Source organism: Calothrix anomala FACHB-343, assembly GCF_014696435.1.
In the GTDB taxonomy this organism is placed as follows: Bacteria; Cyanobacteriota; Cyanobacteriia; order Cyanobacteriales; family Nostocaceae; genus Aulosira; species Aulosira anomala_A.
Window position 1 is genome coordinate 18,161 of the sequence record NZ_JACJQG010000087.1, and the last position, 18,440, is coordinate 36,600.

Genomic DNA, 18,440 nt, shown 5'->3' on the forward strand with positions numbered 1-18,440 from the left:
TACATCTTTTCGCCAACCTGATTCATAATTTATTTAATTTCACCAATCCGGTTTACGTGATGCTACTGTAGTAGTACTGAATTTGTTTCAGTTGGGCTGCGTTTTCAATGGTGTGGCCCCAGATGAAAATCTGTCCTTTGTAGTTTTTTGCTGATATTTTATATAACATTGTTAATATTAAACAATTATTCAGTAAATATATTGATGATTTACTAGGGTGCAGAGACAGACTAGCCAACTTCGGAGCAATCTAACTACCTATACCAAGATTGAATCGAAGAATTCACCTGTGTAAGGAATATAAGTAGTTTATTTGACAAATGCTATGCTGAAGTCAGAAAAGAATTCTCACCCGTTATCACAAGCAAATTTTACCCAATTCAATGATGATGAAGGGGGGTTAAATCTAGGTCAAGTTGGGGCTGTTCTCCGGCGCAGACTATTGTTAATTGGTGGTACCACAGCCTTAGTAGCGACAGCCGCAGTCCTGAAAGCAGAAACAGATCCCCCAGTATATCAAGGTACATTTGATATATTAACTAAGCCAGTGACCGGGGAAGATAAGGTCATCGCCAACATTCCCCAAACCATCAATGGACAAGATGTTGCAGCTCCTGAGTCATCAAAAGAAGTTCAGACAACGATCGCGGTATTACGCAGTCCAAGAGTATTGAATCCAATTGTCGATAAACTGCAGGCGCAATATCCAGGTCTGACTTATGACGCGCTGGTTTACTATTTAGTGATTACATCCAGTAAGCCAAATATCTTAAATATTCAATATACCAGTTCCGATCAAAAGTTTGTTAGCGATGTTTTAAAGCTGCTATCTGATGCTTATTTGCAATATAGTTTGCAGGAGCGACGAGCGGATGTAGAACAGGCAATTCAGTTTGTCGATCTACAAAAACAGCCACTAGAAAAGAGCCTAAAATATTGGCAAGACCAATTGCGCAATCTGCGGCTAGATAATAACTTGATTGAACCAGCACAAAAAGCGCAAGAATTATCGACTCAACTAGCTAGTTTAAGACAACAACGAGTTGAGAATCGAGTCCAGTTGGAACAAATGGTAGCTAGCTATGAAGAATTACAAAGAGAATTAGCGCAAGCACCTGGTGAGAGAGCAGGTAATTCTTTGTTGAGTGATAACGCTCGCTACCAAAAGATTTTAGACCAAATCCAAGCAGCAGATATTGCGGCTAAACAACAGTCAGCTGTATTTACAGATGAAAACCCAGCAATGGAGACTCTCAGACAAAAGAAAGATTCTTTACTACCATTACTGGCGCAAGAAGAAGCACGGGTACAAAAAGATTATCAAAGCCGCATTCAACAACTTTCAGCGCGCGATCGCTCTTTGGATGAGAAAATCAACAATGTTTATAGCGAGATTAGAAAGTTAGCCACAATCAGCCGCAATTACGACAACATCCAGCGCGAATTGCAAATTGCTAACGCCGCCCTCACCCAATTTACAACTAAACAGCAGTCTCTACAAATCGAGAAAGCTCAAAAACAACAACCTTGGGTATTACTCGATCCCACACTCACTAAAGTTAATGAACCTTTAGCAATCTCCGATAGTGCTAAACGCAATTTAGCATTAGGCGGTCTTTTAGGTTTGTTATTGGGTGTAGGTACAGCTTTAGTAGTAGATAAACTCAGCAATATCTTCTACTCTTCTCAAGAACTCAAAGACGCTACCAGACTACCTCTTTTGGGAATCGTTCCTTTAAGAAAAGAACTAGAAGCAGTGAAAGACAACTTTTCCAAAGGCGTGCAAAATACCGATGGAGCCTCTTTCTTTGAAGTTTTTCGTTCTCTTTATACCAATATTTTGCTATTAGGTTCGGATACGCCGATTCGCTCTTTAGTTATTAGTTCCGCCCTTCAGGGAGACGGTAAATCCACAATTGCTACCCAGCTAGCGCAAGCTGCTGCTGCGATGGGACAAAGAGTATTGCTAGTAGATGCTAATTTACGCGCTCCCAGCTTACACAATCGCGTCGGACTGATGAACATTCAAGGCTTGACTGATGTGATTTCCCAAGACCTCGATTGGCATAATGTCATTGAGCCATCGCCTTTAGAGGATAATATGTTTGTCATGCCAGCAGGGCCAATTCCCCCAGATTCAGTCAGGTTACTTGCATCGCAAAAAATGCATAACTTGATGGAGGAATTACAAGTCAGCTTTGATTTGGTAATTTATGATACACCTCCTCTATTGGGATTCGCTGATGCTTACTTATTAGCGGCGAATACAGATGGTTTAGTACTGGTTGCTGGTTTAGGTAAGCTGAAGCGGACTGCACTACAGCAAGCATTAGAACAAATTCAGATTTCTGGTACTCCTTTGTTAGGGTTAGTAGCGAATAAATCTAAAGATGCTGTACCTGTTTCTTACCAGTACTATCAACAGTATTACAGACAGAGTCTCAGTGCTGAGAGGGTATCTGTAGATATCGCCAGTACCAATGGTAAATCAGCAGGGATGGCCTCTACTATCAGTAAAAATCCAAAACGCTAAATGAGAGCATGAGCAGTCAATGCAGGGGTTATTAGGTCGCTTATCCCGCAATCCCGCCGTCACCCTAGAAGGGTGCGGCTAATTGAACGAAGCCTGCTTTTGGCAGGCTCAATTTTTTTAGACTGCTTTGGCAGGCTTTGTAATGATAGCCACAGGCTTCCAGCCTGTAGGCGATATATCGGGTATGGGATAATACGGTTCAGTTAAGGGAACTCCAGAAAATAAATTATCCCAAATTGTAGGGGCGGGGTAATCCATTGGTGTCAACTTAACGTGAAACCCTTATTCTACCTCGCTCCCATGCTCTGCGTGGGAGCGATGATCGTGAGGCTCCGCCTCAATTTATCAGCTTCCGAGGCGGAGCCTCGCAATACGCATTTCCAGCCGGAGGCTGGAAACGAGATAGAGAAAGGTTTTGAGCTTAAGTTGACACCAATGGGGGTAACCCCGCCCCTACAATTTGCGGGCTTAGTAAGTTCATGATTGGGATGTTTTTTTATTTGGAAGTTCCTAAGGATAAATGTAGGTTGCTATTGATCGGGTGATTTTAATGCTCGATCTAAAATTTGGCGTGCTTCTTCTGCTTTGCTTCGCGCTTCTTGGTAGCGTAAATTGGCTTGAGCGAAATTCTTCAGAACTTTAAAACCTTCTTTGAGGCGAGAAATTTCCTCTTCTGTCACAGAATCATCTGAAAACAGCACATCTACCGCTTGGCGAATTTCTAAAGCTTCAGTACGCGACTCTTGAACCTTGAGCTTGAGTGTAGCCAAGTTACTGAGAACCTGAACAGCTTGAGTAATAGCATCTTCACCACTGCTAATCTCAGAGGTTGGTTCTTTCACCTCAATTAATTGTTGCGGGCCGAATCCCTCTTCAAGTTCTGTGGGTAACTGGCCTGCATCCATCAATTCCATCAGCCGATCCATTGCTTTATCACGGGCTTTGGCTGAATCTTTACCAGGAACAGTGATAATCAGGTCTGGACTTTGAGGGATAGTGTACTGAACCATATTTTAGGCAGATAAATTGCTGTTTAACCAAGCCAGGGATTAATTTTAACATGGATATAGTTGCCAAAAATAGCGAACATTATTTCTAAATTGAATTGTCGAGCTACCACCCCAGCCACTGAAAATAAAACTTTATACTTGAGAAAGAGAGTAAAAAAAAGTTAACAGGAGGGGAGGATAATGGCTCCCAATCCCAGCATTATGCAAGCGGTGGAACAATTGGGTTATCGCGTCACTGTCGGTGATGTCGCCACTCAAGCTGGATTAAATATCGCTGAGGCGGGACAAGGTTTATTAGCTTTAGCATCTGATGCTGGCGGACATCTGCAAGTAGCAGAATCAGGTGATATTGTCTACCTATTTCCGCGTAATTTTCGGAATGTTTTACGTAATAAATATCTGCAATTACGGCTCCAGGAATGGTGGCAGAAAATATGGGGTGTTTTATTTTACTTAATTCGCATTTCTTTTGGGGTATTTTTAATCGCTTCGATTGCCTTAATTACGATTAGCATCTTTATGATCATTACAGCGATGAACTCAGATCGCGATAATGACAATCGCAGCAGTAATTATGGGGGTGGCTTCTTTTATTTCCCCGATTTATTTTGGTATCTCAGCCCCAATTATCAAACTGAATATCAGGAAAGAAGACGCACCAGAAATGAAAGTAGTAATCTAAATTTCTTTGAAGCAGTCTTTTCATTTTTATTTGGTGATGGTAACCCGAATAGCAAGCTAGAAGAAAGGCGTTGGCAAGAAATTGCGGCGGTAATTCGCAATCATGGCGGTGCAGTTGTTGCCGAACAAATAGCACCCTATTTAGATGATATTGGTGAAAAATATCAACAAGAATATGAAGATTATATGTTACCTGTGCTGTTAAGATTTAATGGAAAACCAGAGGTGAGTCCAGAAGGGCAAATTGTCTATTATTTCCCAGAATTACAGGTGCAAGCTAGCAAAAAATATCATCAATCTGTACCAGTATATTTAGAAGAATCTCTGTGGCGTTTTAGTGCAGCTAGTTCTGGACAAAATCTGCTGAGTGCTGGCTTAGGGGTAGTGAATTTTGTTGGCGCTTTAGTATTAGGAAGTTTGCTGAGAGATGGTACAGTAGCGGCTCAAATAGGTGGCTTGGTAGCTTTTGTCCAAGGCATTTATTGGCTATTGTTAGCTTATGGTATTGGTTTTTTGGGTATACCCTTAGCCCGTTATTTCTGGATTCAATGGCGGAATAGTAAAATTTCTGCACGTAATCGCGATCGCCTGTCTCGCGCTAGGCTATTAACAGATGTGGATACTAGCTTACAAAATAAACTGGATTACGCTCGTCAGTTTGCTTCTGAAAATGTCATCGGCAAAGAAGATATAGTTTACTCTAGCGAGACTGACTTACTAGAACAGGAATTTGAGCGTTCAGCACAGATTGATGCAGAATGGCAAAAGCGATTGGAACAGTCCTAAGTAATTCAGACAAGAGCAAATTCACAAATGGCTGGGCATCGTGCCCAGTCTAGTAAAATTCGAGAGAATCCATCGACACAATCAGTAAAACAGAAGGTTTTAATATTTACTCAAACTTTGAGTTACCCCGAAAGTCACGGATTGTGGCATAATAAGCCGACGCATACAATACTCGGCAACTAGTCGTGGAATATAACGAATCGATCAATGACCTTGCTGCTGCTTTACAACAGCCAGCCGATCTTAACTTTGAACTGCCCGATCCAGATGACGAACAGATTCCAGAGTCGGATTTTCAACAGCAGCTAGATGTAGCATGGCAGGTTTGCGATCGCTTTGATTTACAAACCGAAATCTGGCGCGGGCGAATTTTACGTGCTATCCGCGATCGCGAAAAGAAAGGCGGTGATAGTCGCGGTACTGGTTTTCTCAAATGGCTCAAAGAACGAGAAATTAGTAAAAGTCAAGCCTACGCTTGGATTCAGCTAGCTAACAGTGCGGATACGCTGCTAGAAGAAGGCAAACTTGACCCCAATGCAGTCAATAATTTTAGTAAACGCGCCTTTGTAGAAACTTCCAAAGCTTCCCCGGAAGTACAACAGATGGTGAGTGAAGCAGCGCAAAAAGGCGATCGCATTACTCGGCGCGAAGTTCGTCAACTCACCGACGAATGGACAGCCATGTCGTCAGAATTGCTACCCGAACCAGTCAAGATAAAAGCCGCAGATAACACCCTTCCCCCCCGCTACATCGCCCCATTGGTGAAGGAACTGGAAAAACTCCCCGAACCCCACCAAAAATATTTACAAAAAGAAATTGCTGCTAACCCAGATGTTGATACCTTAAAGCAGGTAACCAACGAAGCCCGCTATTTAGCAAAATATTTAAAATCTGCGGCGCAAGTCCAAGCCTTAACCCAAGCCGACATTGATATAGAAACCGCCTTAGAAGAAGCGCAACGAGTTGGCTGTTTAACCATAGCTGCTGACTTAGTCAATCAAGCATCGCAAATGGAACAAACCATCGCCAAGTTATACATGACTTGGAAGCGCATTAGTAATTTAGCCGATCGCTTATATGTAGATACAGGTGCAAGTACACCCAATTTGCGATCGCTTCTCAGCAGCATAGAACCTCTAGGTAGCGAAATTATGGAATTACAACTGAGTGGCACTATCGAACATACCATTCGCTTGCAAATTCAGGAAATGAATTAGAGTCAAGAGTCCATAGTCAAATGTCCATAGTCAAGAGTCCATAGTCAAGAGTTGAGAATTTCTTAATTGTTGACTGTTGACTGTTGACTGTTGACTGTTGACTGTTGACCGTTGACCGTTGACCGTTGACTGTTGACTGTTGACTGTTGACTGTTGACTATTGACTATTGACTATTGACATATATTTATAACTTTAGTCCTGTATTTTACAGCACAGAAATCCTAACTTCCAACTTATATAAATTCACCCCCATCACGCTAAAAGTTAAGCCTTAAGCAAGTCAGTAGTAAATAAACCAAACTATATTCACAAACTTCAATAGACTTAAAACTATTGACAAATGACCATTGACTATTGACCATTGACCAATGACTATTGACTATTGACCATTGACCAATGACTATTGACTATTGACCATTTATCTTTAATTACATCAATTTCCTAAGAACAGATTACAATCAGCCGGAGTGAATAATGTTAAAAAAAATACGTAAAATTAATTGTTTACCTGCTGTTATCTTTACTTTGACGATTGGAGTTGTTGGTTGTGGAAATCAAGCCACAAGTACCTCATTCAGTCAAAGCACCACTAGAGTTAATTATAATTTACCGCGAGTTGTCGCCACTACAAGTATCTTATGCGATTTAACTAAACAGATTGCTCAGAATACAATTAACCTAACTTGTTTAATTCCTCCAGGTACAGATCCTCACCTTTACCAACCAAAGCCGGAAGATACCACAGTATTAGAACAAGCAAATCTCATTTTGTATAACGGCTATAATTTAGAACCAGGATTAATTAAACTAATTAAATCAACTGACAGCCCAGCAGCGAAAATTCCTGTAGCGCAAATTGCTGTTCCTCAGCCACAAAAGTTCCGCCAAGGTAAAAATATAGCCGCAGATCCTCACATTTGGCACAATGTCAAATATGGTATCAAAATGGTAGAAGTAATTAGTAATAATCTGACAAAAATCGAACCCAATAATAGCCAAACTTATAATAGTAATAAACAAAAAATTACCGCCGAACTGACTCAATTAGATAAATGGATTAAGGCGCGAATTGCTAGCATTCCAGAGGATAAACGTATATTAGTTACTCCTCATAATTCCATGAGTTATTATGCTAAAGCCTATGGTCTTTCATTGCTGGGAACTTTACAAGGTGTTAGCACTAATAAAACACCAACATCTATACAAATAAAAAACTTAGCGAAAAAAATTAAGCAAGAGAAAGTACCAACAATATTTAACGAAACAGCAATTAATTCTAATGATATAGAATCAGTAGCCACAGCCGCCACAGTTAACGTTTCCGAGAGCAAGCTTTATACTGATGGTTTAGGAGAAGGTGGAACTGGGGTAGAAACCTATCAAACCATGATTACAGCTAATACGCGAACAATTGTTGAAGGTTTAGGCGGAACTTACCTCATATTTCAACCTAAGACTGCAAACTAATACCAATTCAATATGAAGATGCATATAATTTAGCCTGCGTAGGCAGGCTTTGTAATTATAGCCCCACCCTTGAGGGTGAGGGGGTTAATGTGCAGCCTGACATAAAATTGGTATAAGACGATAAAAGATGCGATCGCCTGCTTAACTTTCTCCACCTTTTTTGAGAAACTGCTGTAAAATCTCTGTAGGCGGGCGATCCCAAGTATCTATATGCTCGTATATCAAGCCATTTTGATTAAACTTATAAGTTGAATACCCATTAAAAAAGATTTTCGCTTTCCAAGGAACGCGCAAAACCCCACGCACTGTCCACTTGGCTAAAATCGTATCTTCCGCAGACTGATACACTTCATGTAAATCAAAGTAAATTTGTGTAAAAAATAACTGAGCGTGAAAGCGTAAAGTCCAAAATATAATTCGATAGTTAAATTTATATTTAAACTTATTTACCGGGTCGCGAAAATAAATATCCTGGGTATATATATCGTAAGAAATATCTTTTTCAAACAACGTCGGTAAATCATGTTTGAGAATTGTAATTACCTGTTCTATCTGCATTAATTTACCCTGCACCTGTTTAAAAAAGATTTCGCAAAAACCGTTCTAACTTTTGCCACAAAGATAAACTTCTTTGGCTATGTACCGTACCTACATGCAAATCAGCTAAAGTGGGAAACGATGCCGATTGTGCATACAGTTTTTTACGCAGTACTTGAGCTAAAGCGCCATCATTTTCTCGCAAACCTTCATAAAAAAAGAATACCTCTCCCTTAATTCCTCTTTTGCGATTACATTCAATTGCCTTAATTAAATATTCAGGACTAATACAATAGGAACCAAGTTTCATCAAAATTCCTGGTGCTAACTTGGTTAATGTTGCATCTGTAAATTGTTCACTTATCAAGCGATTAATAATACATTTATAACTAACAAAATCGCGACGATAAATTTGCGGGTGAATCATATCGACTATTCCCCGCTTGAGCCAGGTAACTGAATCTTGCAAATATTCTTTAAATCCCCAATCATAAATGTTGGGGGACACAGACACAATTAAATTCGGGTTAATGGCTTTCACTTCTTGATAAAGACGGGCTAAGAATTCAGTTAAAATATCTGCACGCCATTGTAACCATTGTCTATCTTGGGGGTTTGCTGGCGGATCTTGGTGAAACTGTTGACGATAAAGGGCGATAGTTTGCTCATCATAGCCACCTTCAGCAGGTAAAGCAGGTAAGCGATCGTCACCTTGAATGCCATCAACATCATAATTCTTGACAACTTCCAAGACTAAATTTAACAAAAATTCTTGCACTTGCGGATCGAGGGCATTCATCCACTCAAAACCATTCTTTTGCAGTAGTTTACCATTGCGATCGCGCGCCGCCCACTCCGGTTTTGTCTGCAACAGCAACCCGCCATTAGCATTGTAAGAACTGGCAAAGCCATATTCAAACCAAGGTATAACTTTTAACCCCACCCGGCGCGCTTCAACAATTAATTCTCTTAAAGGATCTCGTCCAATAAAATTAGGGTTAATTTCTACACCAAATGTTTGCTGCATCAATTGGCTAGGGTAAAAAGTGACTCCCTGATTCCAAACCACAGGAAACACCACATTAAATCCTGTCTCCGCCAAAAAATTCATCGCCTCAGCAATGCGTTGCTGAGACTTTAGTACTTTACTATCGGTATTGGTTAACCAAACACCGCGTATTTCTCTCAAGCTCATCTGCCGCAATTTTTAATTCACGACTAGCTGACTATACCGCGCTTTGACCACCATATAAATACCATAAGCAATTAAACCCAGTGCTACAAAGCCTAAAAGCCAAGCGCCATAAGCTTGTTGCGCCAAAGCCTGTAACGCCTCATCTAACCCGCCAGCAGCTTGCGCGTTAGATTGAGTTGCAGCTTGAATCAAAAACCAACCAATAATACAAAATACAATCCCCCTAGCTATTAATCCAAATCGACAAATACCTATTACCCACTTTTGTTCTTTATGGCTTAACTCAGTTAAATTTAGTTCTCTACGAAACTTTGTACTATATGCTTGATAAAACTGATAAAATCCTAAGCCAATAATAAATGCTCCCACAGTTCCTACTAACCATTGACCAAATGGTTGATCAAGTAATATCTCTGTCCAATCTTGAGTAGAGTTACTATTATTATTACCTCCAGAACCTAAGATAATTTGTACAGCACTAAAAGCTAAACTTCCATATAAAAAACCATTAATCACATAACCAATTCGCTGTGCCAAGCCTTTAACATCAGTACCTTTATTTTCTGGATCTTTGATTGCTTGGACAAAACGCCACAGCACATATCCAATCAAGCCAATTGCTACCAAAACCAGCAGAAACTGACCAAATGGTTGTTGTGCAATAGTTTGTAAAGCTCCTTGCGTATCAGTTGTTCGCCCACCCGTACCAAAAGCCACCTGAGCCGCTAGTAACCCAACGATACTGTAAACTACTCCTTTAGATGCATAACCAAACCTTGCTAATCTCTCCACCCATCCTGAAGGATGATGCATCAAATGTTGTGTCATATTAGTTGCCTATAGAAATAATATTTTTTATCAAGATTTACCCGGTCTCTACATCTATCTTTTGACAAATTTAGTAATTACTAAAGAAATATTTTTACTAGATATTAACTAAAAAACTATTAGTAATACTTCTCTTTTTACAGATGTTTCTATGAAAATACATCAGCATAATTCAATCATCTCTGATAGATTTTTACGGTATTTTATCTAATGGAGTAAGATTGATGACTGCTGTAATTCAACCTTCTTGGACTCACGAATATATCACTACCAATAGTGTAAAACTGCATTACGTTACCCAAGGTGAAGGCCCTTTGCTGTTGATGTTACATGGGTTTCCTGAATTTTGGTATTCTTGGCGCTATCAAATCCCAGAATTCGCTCAATATTTTAAAGTTGTCGCCTTAGATTTACGTGGTTACAACGATAGCGATAAGCCAAACCAGAAATCTGCTTATGTGATGGATGAATTTGTCAAAGATATTGCGGGAGTAATTCAAGGCTTAGGCTATGAAACATGTGTATTAGTGGGACATGATTGGGGAGGTGCGATCGCCTGGAATTTCGCCTATACTTATCCAGAGATGTTAGAAAAATTAATTATTCTTAACTTGCCCCATCCGGCGAAATTTGCTCAAGGCTTACTGACTCTGCAACAATTAATTCGTAGTTCCTATATTTTCTTTTTTCAGCTACCTTGGCTACCAGAATTACTCATCAAAAGCTCAGACTATGCAGCCATTGAACGAGCATTTAAAGTTATGGCAGTTGACAAGAGTACTTTTACACAAAACGATATCGACGCTTATAAAAATGCTGCTGCTAAACCTGGCGCTCTCACTGCGAGTTTAAATTATTATCGCAACGCTTTGCGGCAGCGAATATTTAAAAGCAACTGGGGAATTTTGACTGTACCAACTTTGATGATTTGGGGCGAAAACGATACGGCTTTAGGTAAAGAACTTACTTACGGTACAGAAACCTATGTTCAAGATTTGCAAATCAAATATATCGCCCATTGTAGCCATTGGGTTCAGCAAGAACAGTCAAAATTAGTCAATCATTATATGCGAGATTTTCTCAGGCTTTAAAAGCGCAAAAATGCTTGTTTTCCGCTAATAATCAGCAATTGCATAAGTTATATTAAAATATCCTAAAAAAATATATTAATTTAGGCAATTGCTTTACAAGAATTAACAGTAATTTAATAGGCATCATTTTCCTAAATTTTCTGCCTCATCAAGCCGCCAAAACCTTGATAAATCGGCAGTTCATTGACAGCAAATAACTGGCTTACCCAAATCTCTTATGTACTCAATTAACATAATTGCAGAAAATTAGTGAGATAATAGAACTGTGAGGAAAAGAACGGATTTTACTTGAGTACCAAGGGGGAAATTATGAAACTCCAGCTATTAGCAGTTCTAGCCTTAGCCACTCCCCTCTTTTTCACTACCGCAGTCAAAGCTGATAACCCGCAAGACTTACAAAAGTTGTTAACAACTGGGGAATGTATTAACTGTAATTTAAGAGGTGCAAATCTCAGTAGCGCGCATTTAATTGGAGCCGATCTCAGAGGTGCAAATCTCCAAAATGCTAATCTTAGTGGAGCTAACCTTGAAGGAGCCGATCTCACTGGTGCTAACTTAACAGGAGCAAACTTAACTTCAGCTTACATAACCAATGTGAATTTGAAGCAAGCCAACCTCAATAATGCCAATTTAACTCGTGCCAAAATTTACGATTCTAATGTTTATCAAGCATCAATGAATAATCTCACCATCACTGATGCCGAAATCTATCACACAGGAATTGGTATTGGTGGCGAGGATGCGGAAATTCCCGATTGGAAATAAGCTAAACTGATGAAGTATTAGCAGAAATTGGAGTTTGTAGATTTAGGATAAGAAAAACTGAATCCTAACCATCTAAATCCTAAATCTCTCTCCAAAAATTAGTAAAAGATTCTCAGGATTTTGTCGTTGACATGTAGACGTTGAATTTTGCCAGCAAGGGAAAATAGGTAAGAGTCCATAGTCAACAGATGACAGAAAATTCAGCCAAACTGATTTTTAGGCGATCGCTCAATCTACATAGATGCAATACCATATAAATGATTTTCTGTCTAGTCTATTTCAACACATAAAAACTTTTATTACAGATTAATATCACTAGCAATGGTTTAATTGACTCACACTGCTTAAGATAGCTTTAATATCCGGCTAAATCGGGTTTGAGGCTTGTATAAATAAGGAGTGGACTGACTTTTGCGTAATTTGTACTTCTAATTAAGTACCATAATGGGCAACTGACATGACATGGGATAATAGCAACCTGAGGATTCCAGTTGATTTAAAAACAGAACTCAGAAAGCTGACTTTTATAGTTCCTGCTGCCATCTGACTTCTATCCTCCTACTTAATTGCTACCTGGTAGTTGATCGAGTAGTGGTTAAAGGACAATTATGGTGATAGGACACTAAAACCATTTTGAACCCAAACTCAGTTGTAACGATGCTCAAGAGCATCACCTAATCAACACCCTTGAGGTTGTAATTGTCCGGATTAGAGAAACTCAACTGTTACAATTAATGGAAGCGAAAATGCAAGAACCGGAATTCACAGAAACCAAGTCTTCAGAGACCACGATGACAGACATCAACAATCAAAGCGGAACCATCACTAAACTCCAGCCACCCGCGCAGTCTCAAGAGCAATGGCTAAAATATGGAGAACAAATCTCAAGCTTTTTAGGGACGCTACCTGAATATCTAGGAAACTTCTTTAATCAGTATAAGCAGCCCCTAGTTTCCATCGGCTTAATCGTCGGAGCAGTTGTCGCCGTTAAGGTACTATTGGCAATCCTAGATTCTCTCAACGACATTCCCTTAGTAGCACCTACCTTTGAATTAATTGGTATCGGTTACTCCGCCTGGTTTGTTTATCGCTATCTACTCAAAGCTTCCACCAGGAAAGAATTAACCAACGAAATCACCACACTTAAATCACAAGTTGTGGGCAAAAACGCTCAAGAGTAATGTATTGCTGAACCAGTTTTTCTGCCTAATCAACAGCCCTAGTGTTGTCATTAGAAAGAACAATCAGTAAAACTGGCCACAATAAATTTTATTAAACTGTAGCCGCACCTTAATTGGTAGCGGCTACAGATTTAAGAATCCCCTGACTTTCCCCCACAAATGAGCATCGCGAAATTTGTCCAGTCAGGGGATTTTTAAGCTATTCTGCTTTTAATTTCCACAATCCATCGTGAAGGCTGTTGACAGTTGACCGTTAACAGTTAACAAGATAATCGTTAATTGTAGGGGCATTGGCACTGCCATGCCCCGAAGCGCGTATTCATGCAATTTAGACGTGCATTAGCTTACTTAGGTAAACGAACAATGTTATTTGAGGGAATTGCTTCCAATCTCCCCCTATAAACTAAAGCTTGATGAACCATTGCTGCTACCTCAGCTCTAGTAGCTTCTTGATTAGGCGCAAAAACTTCCAAATTAGGATAGTTGACAACCAAACCATTAGCTGTTGCCGAAGCTACCTTATCAGTCGCATATTGAGGAATATCTTTAGCATCTTTGTATATTTTTAATATCTGCTCTGGCGACGCAGGGGTTTTCAGATTCAACCCGCTAACCAAAGCCACTAACACTTGTACGCGAGAAATCTTTTGTTCTGGTTGAAAAGTTTGGTTAGGGTAACCTTTCAAAAATCCTGTACTAATAGCTTGGTTAATCGCCGGAATTGCCCAGAATTTATCTTGAATATCCTTAAATTTGGGCGTATTTTGCACAGGTTTATCTTCAAAAGCTTGTTGTAATATCGCCGCAAATTCTGCACGGGTTACAGGCTGATTCGGTCTAAAAGTGTAATCGGGAAAACCCTTAATCGTACCGCGAGCAGAAAGAACATTAATAAACTTCCGACCCCAAAAATCATCAGGTACATCGTTAAAGGCGATTGGTGGTGGGATAGCTGACTTTTTCTTTGCCGGCGTTACCAAAGAGAATGGTGGTGTCAAAGGTTTGCTAGCAGACAAAGGAGGTTGTACTTGCCCTGGAGTAACAGGAGCGATCGCAATTGGTGGTAAAACAGAGGTAGAAGGTACCTCATCGCTAGTTAATGGTGCCGTACTAGATTCAACATTAGGTGTCGGTACAGGTGATGGTAAAGTCTCTGTTTCTGTATTAGGCTGCACTTGGGGAACAGGAGAAGGTAACCCTGGATTTTGCTGAATATTGGGTGAAGTAGCGGGAGATAAAGAAAATATCTCACCTACATTCCAGTCAGAATCTTTACGAGACAGCGACCAAAAGATAATCGCGCCAATCGTGCTAAAAGCAACCAGAACGGCGATAAATTCATCAAAGCCAAGGGGATTTTTTGAAGATGACTCAGGATCGGGAGGTGGCGTGTTTGTCATCGTAGCACCCTACTAGGGAGAAATAGGTATCTAAAATCTATTGAACAATCAAATATTAATACCCAAATTAATTTTCAGGATCTTTTTGGCTGCATCATCTGCATAAAATGTTACCTCATCAGCAACAAGCCTCATCTCCCCCATCCCCCATCTAAACCTCCGGATTACTACCGCCAACCTTTACGGGTGAGGAGGATAGCGGCGATACGGAGATCACCTATGTCAACTTAACATGACACCCAGTTACCGCAAGGAACTGAAGTTCCTTGCTAATAGCCAAAGTCATCTCAAGATGACTAAATATCCTCAAAATCTTGAGTCTACTTCAGTAGACTTGGGCTATTAGCCTGAGAATTCATTCTCAGGCGGGCGACAGAGCTAAGACAAAGGCTATTTTCAGCTTAAGTTGACACCAATGTACGAAGATTCACCCCAACAAAAGTTAAGCGCGGCTTAACTTTGGAGAGAGTGAGCGACAAATATATTCAGAACCTTCAGAAAGCCATACAAATTACCAACTATTTCAAATCCAGCAATCCTTCTTCTTTCAACTTGGGATTAAAGCGGATTTGTGTTTGACAACCACGGGTTTCTAAAACAGCTAAAATCTCAGACTCTACTCGCCGTGCTACATTTTTAATAATTTTCATTTGTGTCACTTCATCATTGAGAGGATTTTGATATTTTTCTTGTTCTTCAGGTGTCATTTTTGCTTTAACATCAATGGCATTCGTCCATTGACTTTTATGTTCTCCATTACCTAAAGGCAAACTACCATTCTCAGTAATCCAAGCCTGCTCGATACTTTCTAAAAGAGTGCGGTTTGGTCTGTCAATAGTTTGAACTTTAACCCAATAGCATGTTTGTGGCTGACGTACTAAATGCTGTTTCAAACTTAAATAAACATCGCGAGAATAACCTAAAAATTGCAATACTTTATCTTGGTCAAAGATAGCATATACTCCTATTTTCCCCTGAAATTGTTCAGGTAATTGTCCATTTTCGTCAAGATAAGGAACATATTCTAGCGTTTCTAATAAAGAAATATTTGTCTCATTACTCATAAATTCAATTCGTAATTTTAAAGCCTAAATTTGATAATTGGTTAATTAAAAATTAGTTGCAATACACATTAATATAGCCATTCTATTTTATCTGTGAAAAATATTGACTGTTGACTGTTAACTGTTGACTGTTGACTGTTGACTGCCAACAACCCTACATCTAATATTTCACAAATCCTTAACAGATTGCTATATACTCTAAAATCAGTGTATGGGATTAAGGTAGTTAATAGTAGTCCCCACAGCAATAAACTACAAAATAATGTAAACTACCCGCCACTGACCTGAGTACAGGTACAGTGGGGCGCTTAAGCGCCAGAGTTTACCCGACTAAGTGTTAAATCACTACGATTTTTAGGTCAGTGCGATTCGTTCTCTCGAAATTCAGTAATGGAAAGGATGAGAGGCAAGGAAAAGTAAGGGCAAAATCCTACAGAACCTTGACAACTTGATAGACATGGTGGTGAGGACAGTATCCTAGAACCCCAACCCCACCCCTCCCGGTATAGGAGTGAAAACCATACCCGCAAGGTAGCGACTAGTCCTCAATCCTTGAAGCCGGGTAAAAGACAGTTTGAAATAAGCCCGACATAGAACTGTTTGGTAAGGACTCACGGGTACGCAAGAAAGTCACGCTACAACTGCGGTGAAAATCGCTTGGTGAAACAAGGCTGACACACCAAAGACAAAACTAGTCAATGGATGAAGGATAACTAATATTGACCTATTAGGATATACCTCCAAAATCATCCCCGTGGAAAGTGACACCCTAAAAGTTCAAACTTAATGTCTATCAGGAACGAAGTAACCCTCTTGTATGCTCCTTTGGGAGGTCGATACCAAAGGTAGGTGCTAACTACAAGCAACAAGAAGGAAAGATAGAGTCAGAAGCCAACGCTCAGGGTAATGCCTGAGATACGCAGACAGACTCACGTTTAACCGATTTGAGTAGTTTCAAGTCAGAGGATTATTCAAAACAATGGTCAGTAAAACTGAACTTATGGTGAATTGGAAAGATATACCCTGGAAGAAATTCCATCGTCATGTCTACCGCCTCCAAAAGAGAATATTCAAGGCAAGTCAACGTGGTGATGCTGGCACAATGCGACGACTCCAAAAGTTGTTGATGAAATCCTTTGCTGCTAAATGTCTAGCAGTCCGTAGGGTGACGCAGGACAATCAGGGTAAATCTACGGCTGGAGTGGATGGGGTAAAATCCCTAACGCCCAAGCAGCGCCTAGAGTTGGTGTCAAAACTAAAACTAGGTACAAAAGCCAAAGCCACAAGAAGGGTAATGATTCCAAAACCTGGAAAGGCTGAAAAACGTCCCCTTGGAATTCCCACAATGTATGACAGAGCGATTCAAAGCTTAGTAAAACAGGCTTTGGAACCAGAGTGGGAAGCACGGTTTGAACCAAACTCGTTCGGTTTCAGACCAGGAAGGTCATGTCATGATGCTATCGGACAAATCTACGTAAGCATCAACAAAATGCCAAAATATGTGCTTGATGCCGATATAGCCAAGTGCTTTGACAAAATCAATCACAACTGACTGCTAGAAAAACTAAATACCTTCCCGACACTTCGTCGCCAAATAAAAACTTGGTTAAAGGCAGGATACATCCTAGATTACAACTGGGAACCAACCCAGTCAGGTACGCCTCAAGGCGGAGTTATTAGTCCTCTATTGGCTAATATCGCCCTACACGGATTGGAAGAAGCAGTAAGAACGGCTTTTATTCCCAATCTTAACTCACAAAAGCAAACAAATCTAGGTGTAATTCGATATGCAGACGATTTCGTAATTCTACATAAGGAATACGAAGTTTTAATGCGTTGCAAGCAGGCGGCAGAAGCATTTTTAAGTGACATTGGACTAGAGTTAAGCCCCGAAAAAACCAGAATTGCCCATACCTTGAAAAGGATAGGCGAAGAAAAGCCAGGTTTTAATTTCCTCGGCTTCAATGTACGCCAATACAAACTAGGCAAACATCAGAGTAAACAGGGGTTCAAGACTCTCATCAAACCACAATCGGAAAAGATACAGACTCACTATCAAAAACTGAACAGCATCATTGTAGAAATGACAGCAAGAAAACAATCAGAATTAATTGGAAGATTAAACCCAATTATAAGAGGCTGGTCAAACTACTATAGGACAGTAGTGAGTAAGCAAATATTTACGAAGGTAGATAATATGCTGTACTGGAAACTAAGAAGATGGGGTAAACGCCGTCACTGCAATAAAACAGAAAAATGGGTTAGAGAGAGGTACTGGTTAACAATCAAAGAAGGTGATTATAGTGCCTCGAAATTTGCAACCAATGAAAGAGGAAAGCTCAATTGGTTACTAGCTCACGCCGAAACACCCATAGTTAGGCATGAGAAAGTTAAAAGCAGCAAGAGTCCATTTGACGGTGATTTAATCTATTGGAGTACACGCCTTGGGGAACACCCCGAAATGGATGCAACAAAAGCCAAACTTTTGAAGCAACAAAACGGTAAGTGCGCCTATTGTAGCCTTAACTTTATGGATGGAGATTTGCTGGAAATTGACCACAAAATTCCAAAAAGCTTAGAGGATGTTTGAAAAGTCGGACAGATTGTAAAAAAGCTCTCTCGGTATACGCTGTGAATAGATAGTAGACAGCACCGAGAGAGCAACATGAGTAAAGCATATCCCA

At 40.0% G+C, this 18,440-nt stretch carries 15 protein-coding genes and 1 pseudogene; 9 read left to right on the plus strand and 7 right to left on the minus strand.

Annotated features, from left to right (window positions below):
* The first annotated feature begins 325 nt into the window (after positions 1–325).
* Positions 326–2,533, plus strand: coding sequence for a GumC family protein (locus H6G08_RS32665; RefSeq protein WP_190550798.1), 2,208 nt, complete (start codon positions 326–328; stop codon positions 2,531–2,533).
* A gap of 117 nt (positions 2,534–2,650) precedes the next feature.
* Here the strand turns inward: H6G08_RS32665 and H6G08_RS32670 are convergent, their stop codons facing one another.
* Together H6G08_RS32670 and H6G08_RS32675 are read right to left on the minus strand one after the other, a co-directional pair.
* Positions 2,651–2,791, minus strand: coding sequence for a hypothetical protein (locus tag H6G08_RS32670; protein ID WP_190550800.1), 141 nt, complete (start codon positions 2,789–2,791; stop codon positions 2,651–2,653).
* Between the two features lie 272 nt (positions 2,792–3,063).
* Positions 3,064–3,543 carry a hypothetical protein gene (locus H6G08_RS32675; RefSeq protein WP_190550802.1) on the minus strand — a complete coding sequence of 160 codons (480 nt, stop codon included), beginning with the start codon at positions 3,541–3,543 and terminating at the stop codon, positions 3,064–3,066.
* Positions 3,544–3,723: 180 nt separating this feature from the next.
* Between H6G08_RS32675 and H6G08_RS32680 the strand changes: the two genes are divergently transcribed.
* The 3 genes from H6G08_RS32680 (at position 3,724) to H6G08_RS32690 (ending at position 7,695) form a co-directional block, all read left to right on the plus strand.
* A complete protein-coding gene (locus H6G08_RS32680; RefSeq protein WP_190550804.1) occupies positions 3,724–5,010 on the plus strand; it encodes a hypothetical protein in 1,287 nt (428 codons plus the stop codon).
* A gap of 185 nt (positions 5,011–5,195) precedes the next feature.
* Positions 5,196–6,227 (plus strand): hypothetical protein, encoded by a 1,032-nt coding sequence (locus tag H6G08_RS32685; RefSeq protein ID WP_190550806.1) that lies wholly within the window; start codon positions 5,196–5,198, stop codon positions 6,225–6,227.
* Positions 6,228–6,702: 475 nt separating this feature from the next.
* Positions 6,703–7,695, plus strand: a complete 993-nt coding sequence (locus H6G08_RS32690; protein ID WP_190550814.1) for a metal ABC transporter solute-binding protein, Zn/Mn family — start codon at positions 6,703–6,705, stop codon at positions 7,693–7,695.
* Between the two features lie 141 nt (positions 7,696–7,836).
* Here the strand turns inward: H6G08_RS32690 and H6G08_RS32695 are convergent, their stop codons facing one another.
* Genes H6G08_RS32695 through H6G08_RS32705 form a run of 3 tightly spaced genes read right to left on the minus strand, consistent with a single transcriptional unit; the run spans position 7,837 to position 10,255 of the window.
* Complete coding sequence (locus H6G08_RS32695; protein WP_190550816.1) at positions 7,837–8,253, minus strand: C6orf136 family protein; 417 nt, start codon at positions 8,251–8,253, stop codon at positions 7,837–7,839.
* Between the two features lie 19 nt (positions 8,254–8,272).
* The gene (locus H6G08_RS32700; RefSeq protein WP_190550818.1) at positions 8,273–9,427 is read right to left on the minus strand and encodes a glycoside hydrolase family 10-like protein; all 1,155 of its coding nucleotides are present in this window, start codon (positions 9,425–9,427) and stop codon (positions 8,273–8,275) included.
* 12 nt (positions 9,428–9,439) lie between these two features.
* Entirely contained in the window at positions 9,440–10,255 is an 816-nt protein-coding gene (locus tag H6G08_RS32705; protein WP_190550820.1) for a DUF1206 domain-containing protein, read from the minus strand.
* 224 nt (positions 10,256–10,479) lie between these two features.
* On the opposite strand from H6G08_RS32705, the gene H6G08_RS32710 reads away from it, so the two are divergent.
* The 3 genes from H6G08_RS32710 (at position 10,480) to H6G08_RS32720 (ending at position 13,292) form a co-directional block, all read left to right on the plus strand.
* Positions 10,480–11,346 (plus strand): alpha/beta fold hydrolase, encoded by an 867-nt coding sequence (locus tag H6G08_RS32710; RefSeq protein ID WP_190550822.1) that lies wholly within the window; start codon positions 10,480–10,482, stop codon positions 11,344–11,346.
* 309 nt (positions 11,347–11,655) lie between these two features.
* Positions 11,656–12,111: a pentapeptide repeat-containing protein gene (locus H6G08_RS32715; protein WP_190550824.1), complete on the plus strand. Its 456-nt coding sequence runs from the start codon at positions 11,656–11,658 to the stop codon at positions 12,109–12,111.
* A gap of 746 nt (positions 12,112–12,857) precedes the next feature.
* Entirely contained in the window at positions 12,858–13,292 is a 435-nt protein-coding gene (locus H6G08_RS32720; RefSeq protein WP_190550832.1) for a CAAD domain-containing protein, read from the plus strand.
* 344 nt (positions 13,293–13,636) lie between these two features.
* On the opposite strand, the gene H6G08_RS32725 is transcribed toward H6G08_RS32720, so the two are convergent.
* Positions 13,637–14,692, minus strand: coding sequence for an S-layer homology domain-containing protein (locus H6G08_RS32725; RefSeq protein WP_190550826.1), 1,056 nt, complete (start codon positions 14,690–14,692; stop codon positions 13,637–13,639).
* A gap of 518 nt (positions 14,693–15,210) precedes the next feature.
* The gene (locus H6G08_RS32730) at positions 15,211–15,756 is read right to left on the minus strand and encodes a GIY-YIG nuclease family protein (protein WP_190550828.1); all 546 of its coding nucleotides are present in this window, start codon (positions 15,754–15,756) and stop codon (positions 15,211–15,213) included.
* Between the two features lie 1,000 nt (positions 15,757–16,756).
* Between H6G08_RS32730 and H6G08_RS38595 the strand changes: the two are divergent.
* Together H6G08_RS38595 and H6G08_RS38600 are read left to right on the plus strand one after the other, a co-directional pair.
* Positions 16,757–17,713 (plus strand): annotated as a pseudogene (locus tag H6G08_RS38595) (reverse transcriptase domain-containing protein); the annotation flags it as partial.
* Positions 17,714–17,797: 84 nt separating this feature from the next.
* Positions 17,798–18,346: a group II intron maturase-specific domain-containing protein gene (locus H6G08_RS38600; protein WP_313943443.1), complete on the plus strand. Its 549-nt coding sequence runs from the start codon at positions 17,798–17,800 to the stop codon at positions 18,344–18,346.
* The last annotated feature ends 94 nt before the right edge of the window (positions 18,347–18,440 follow it).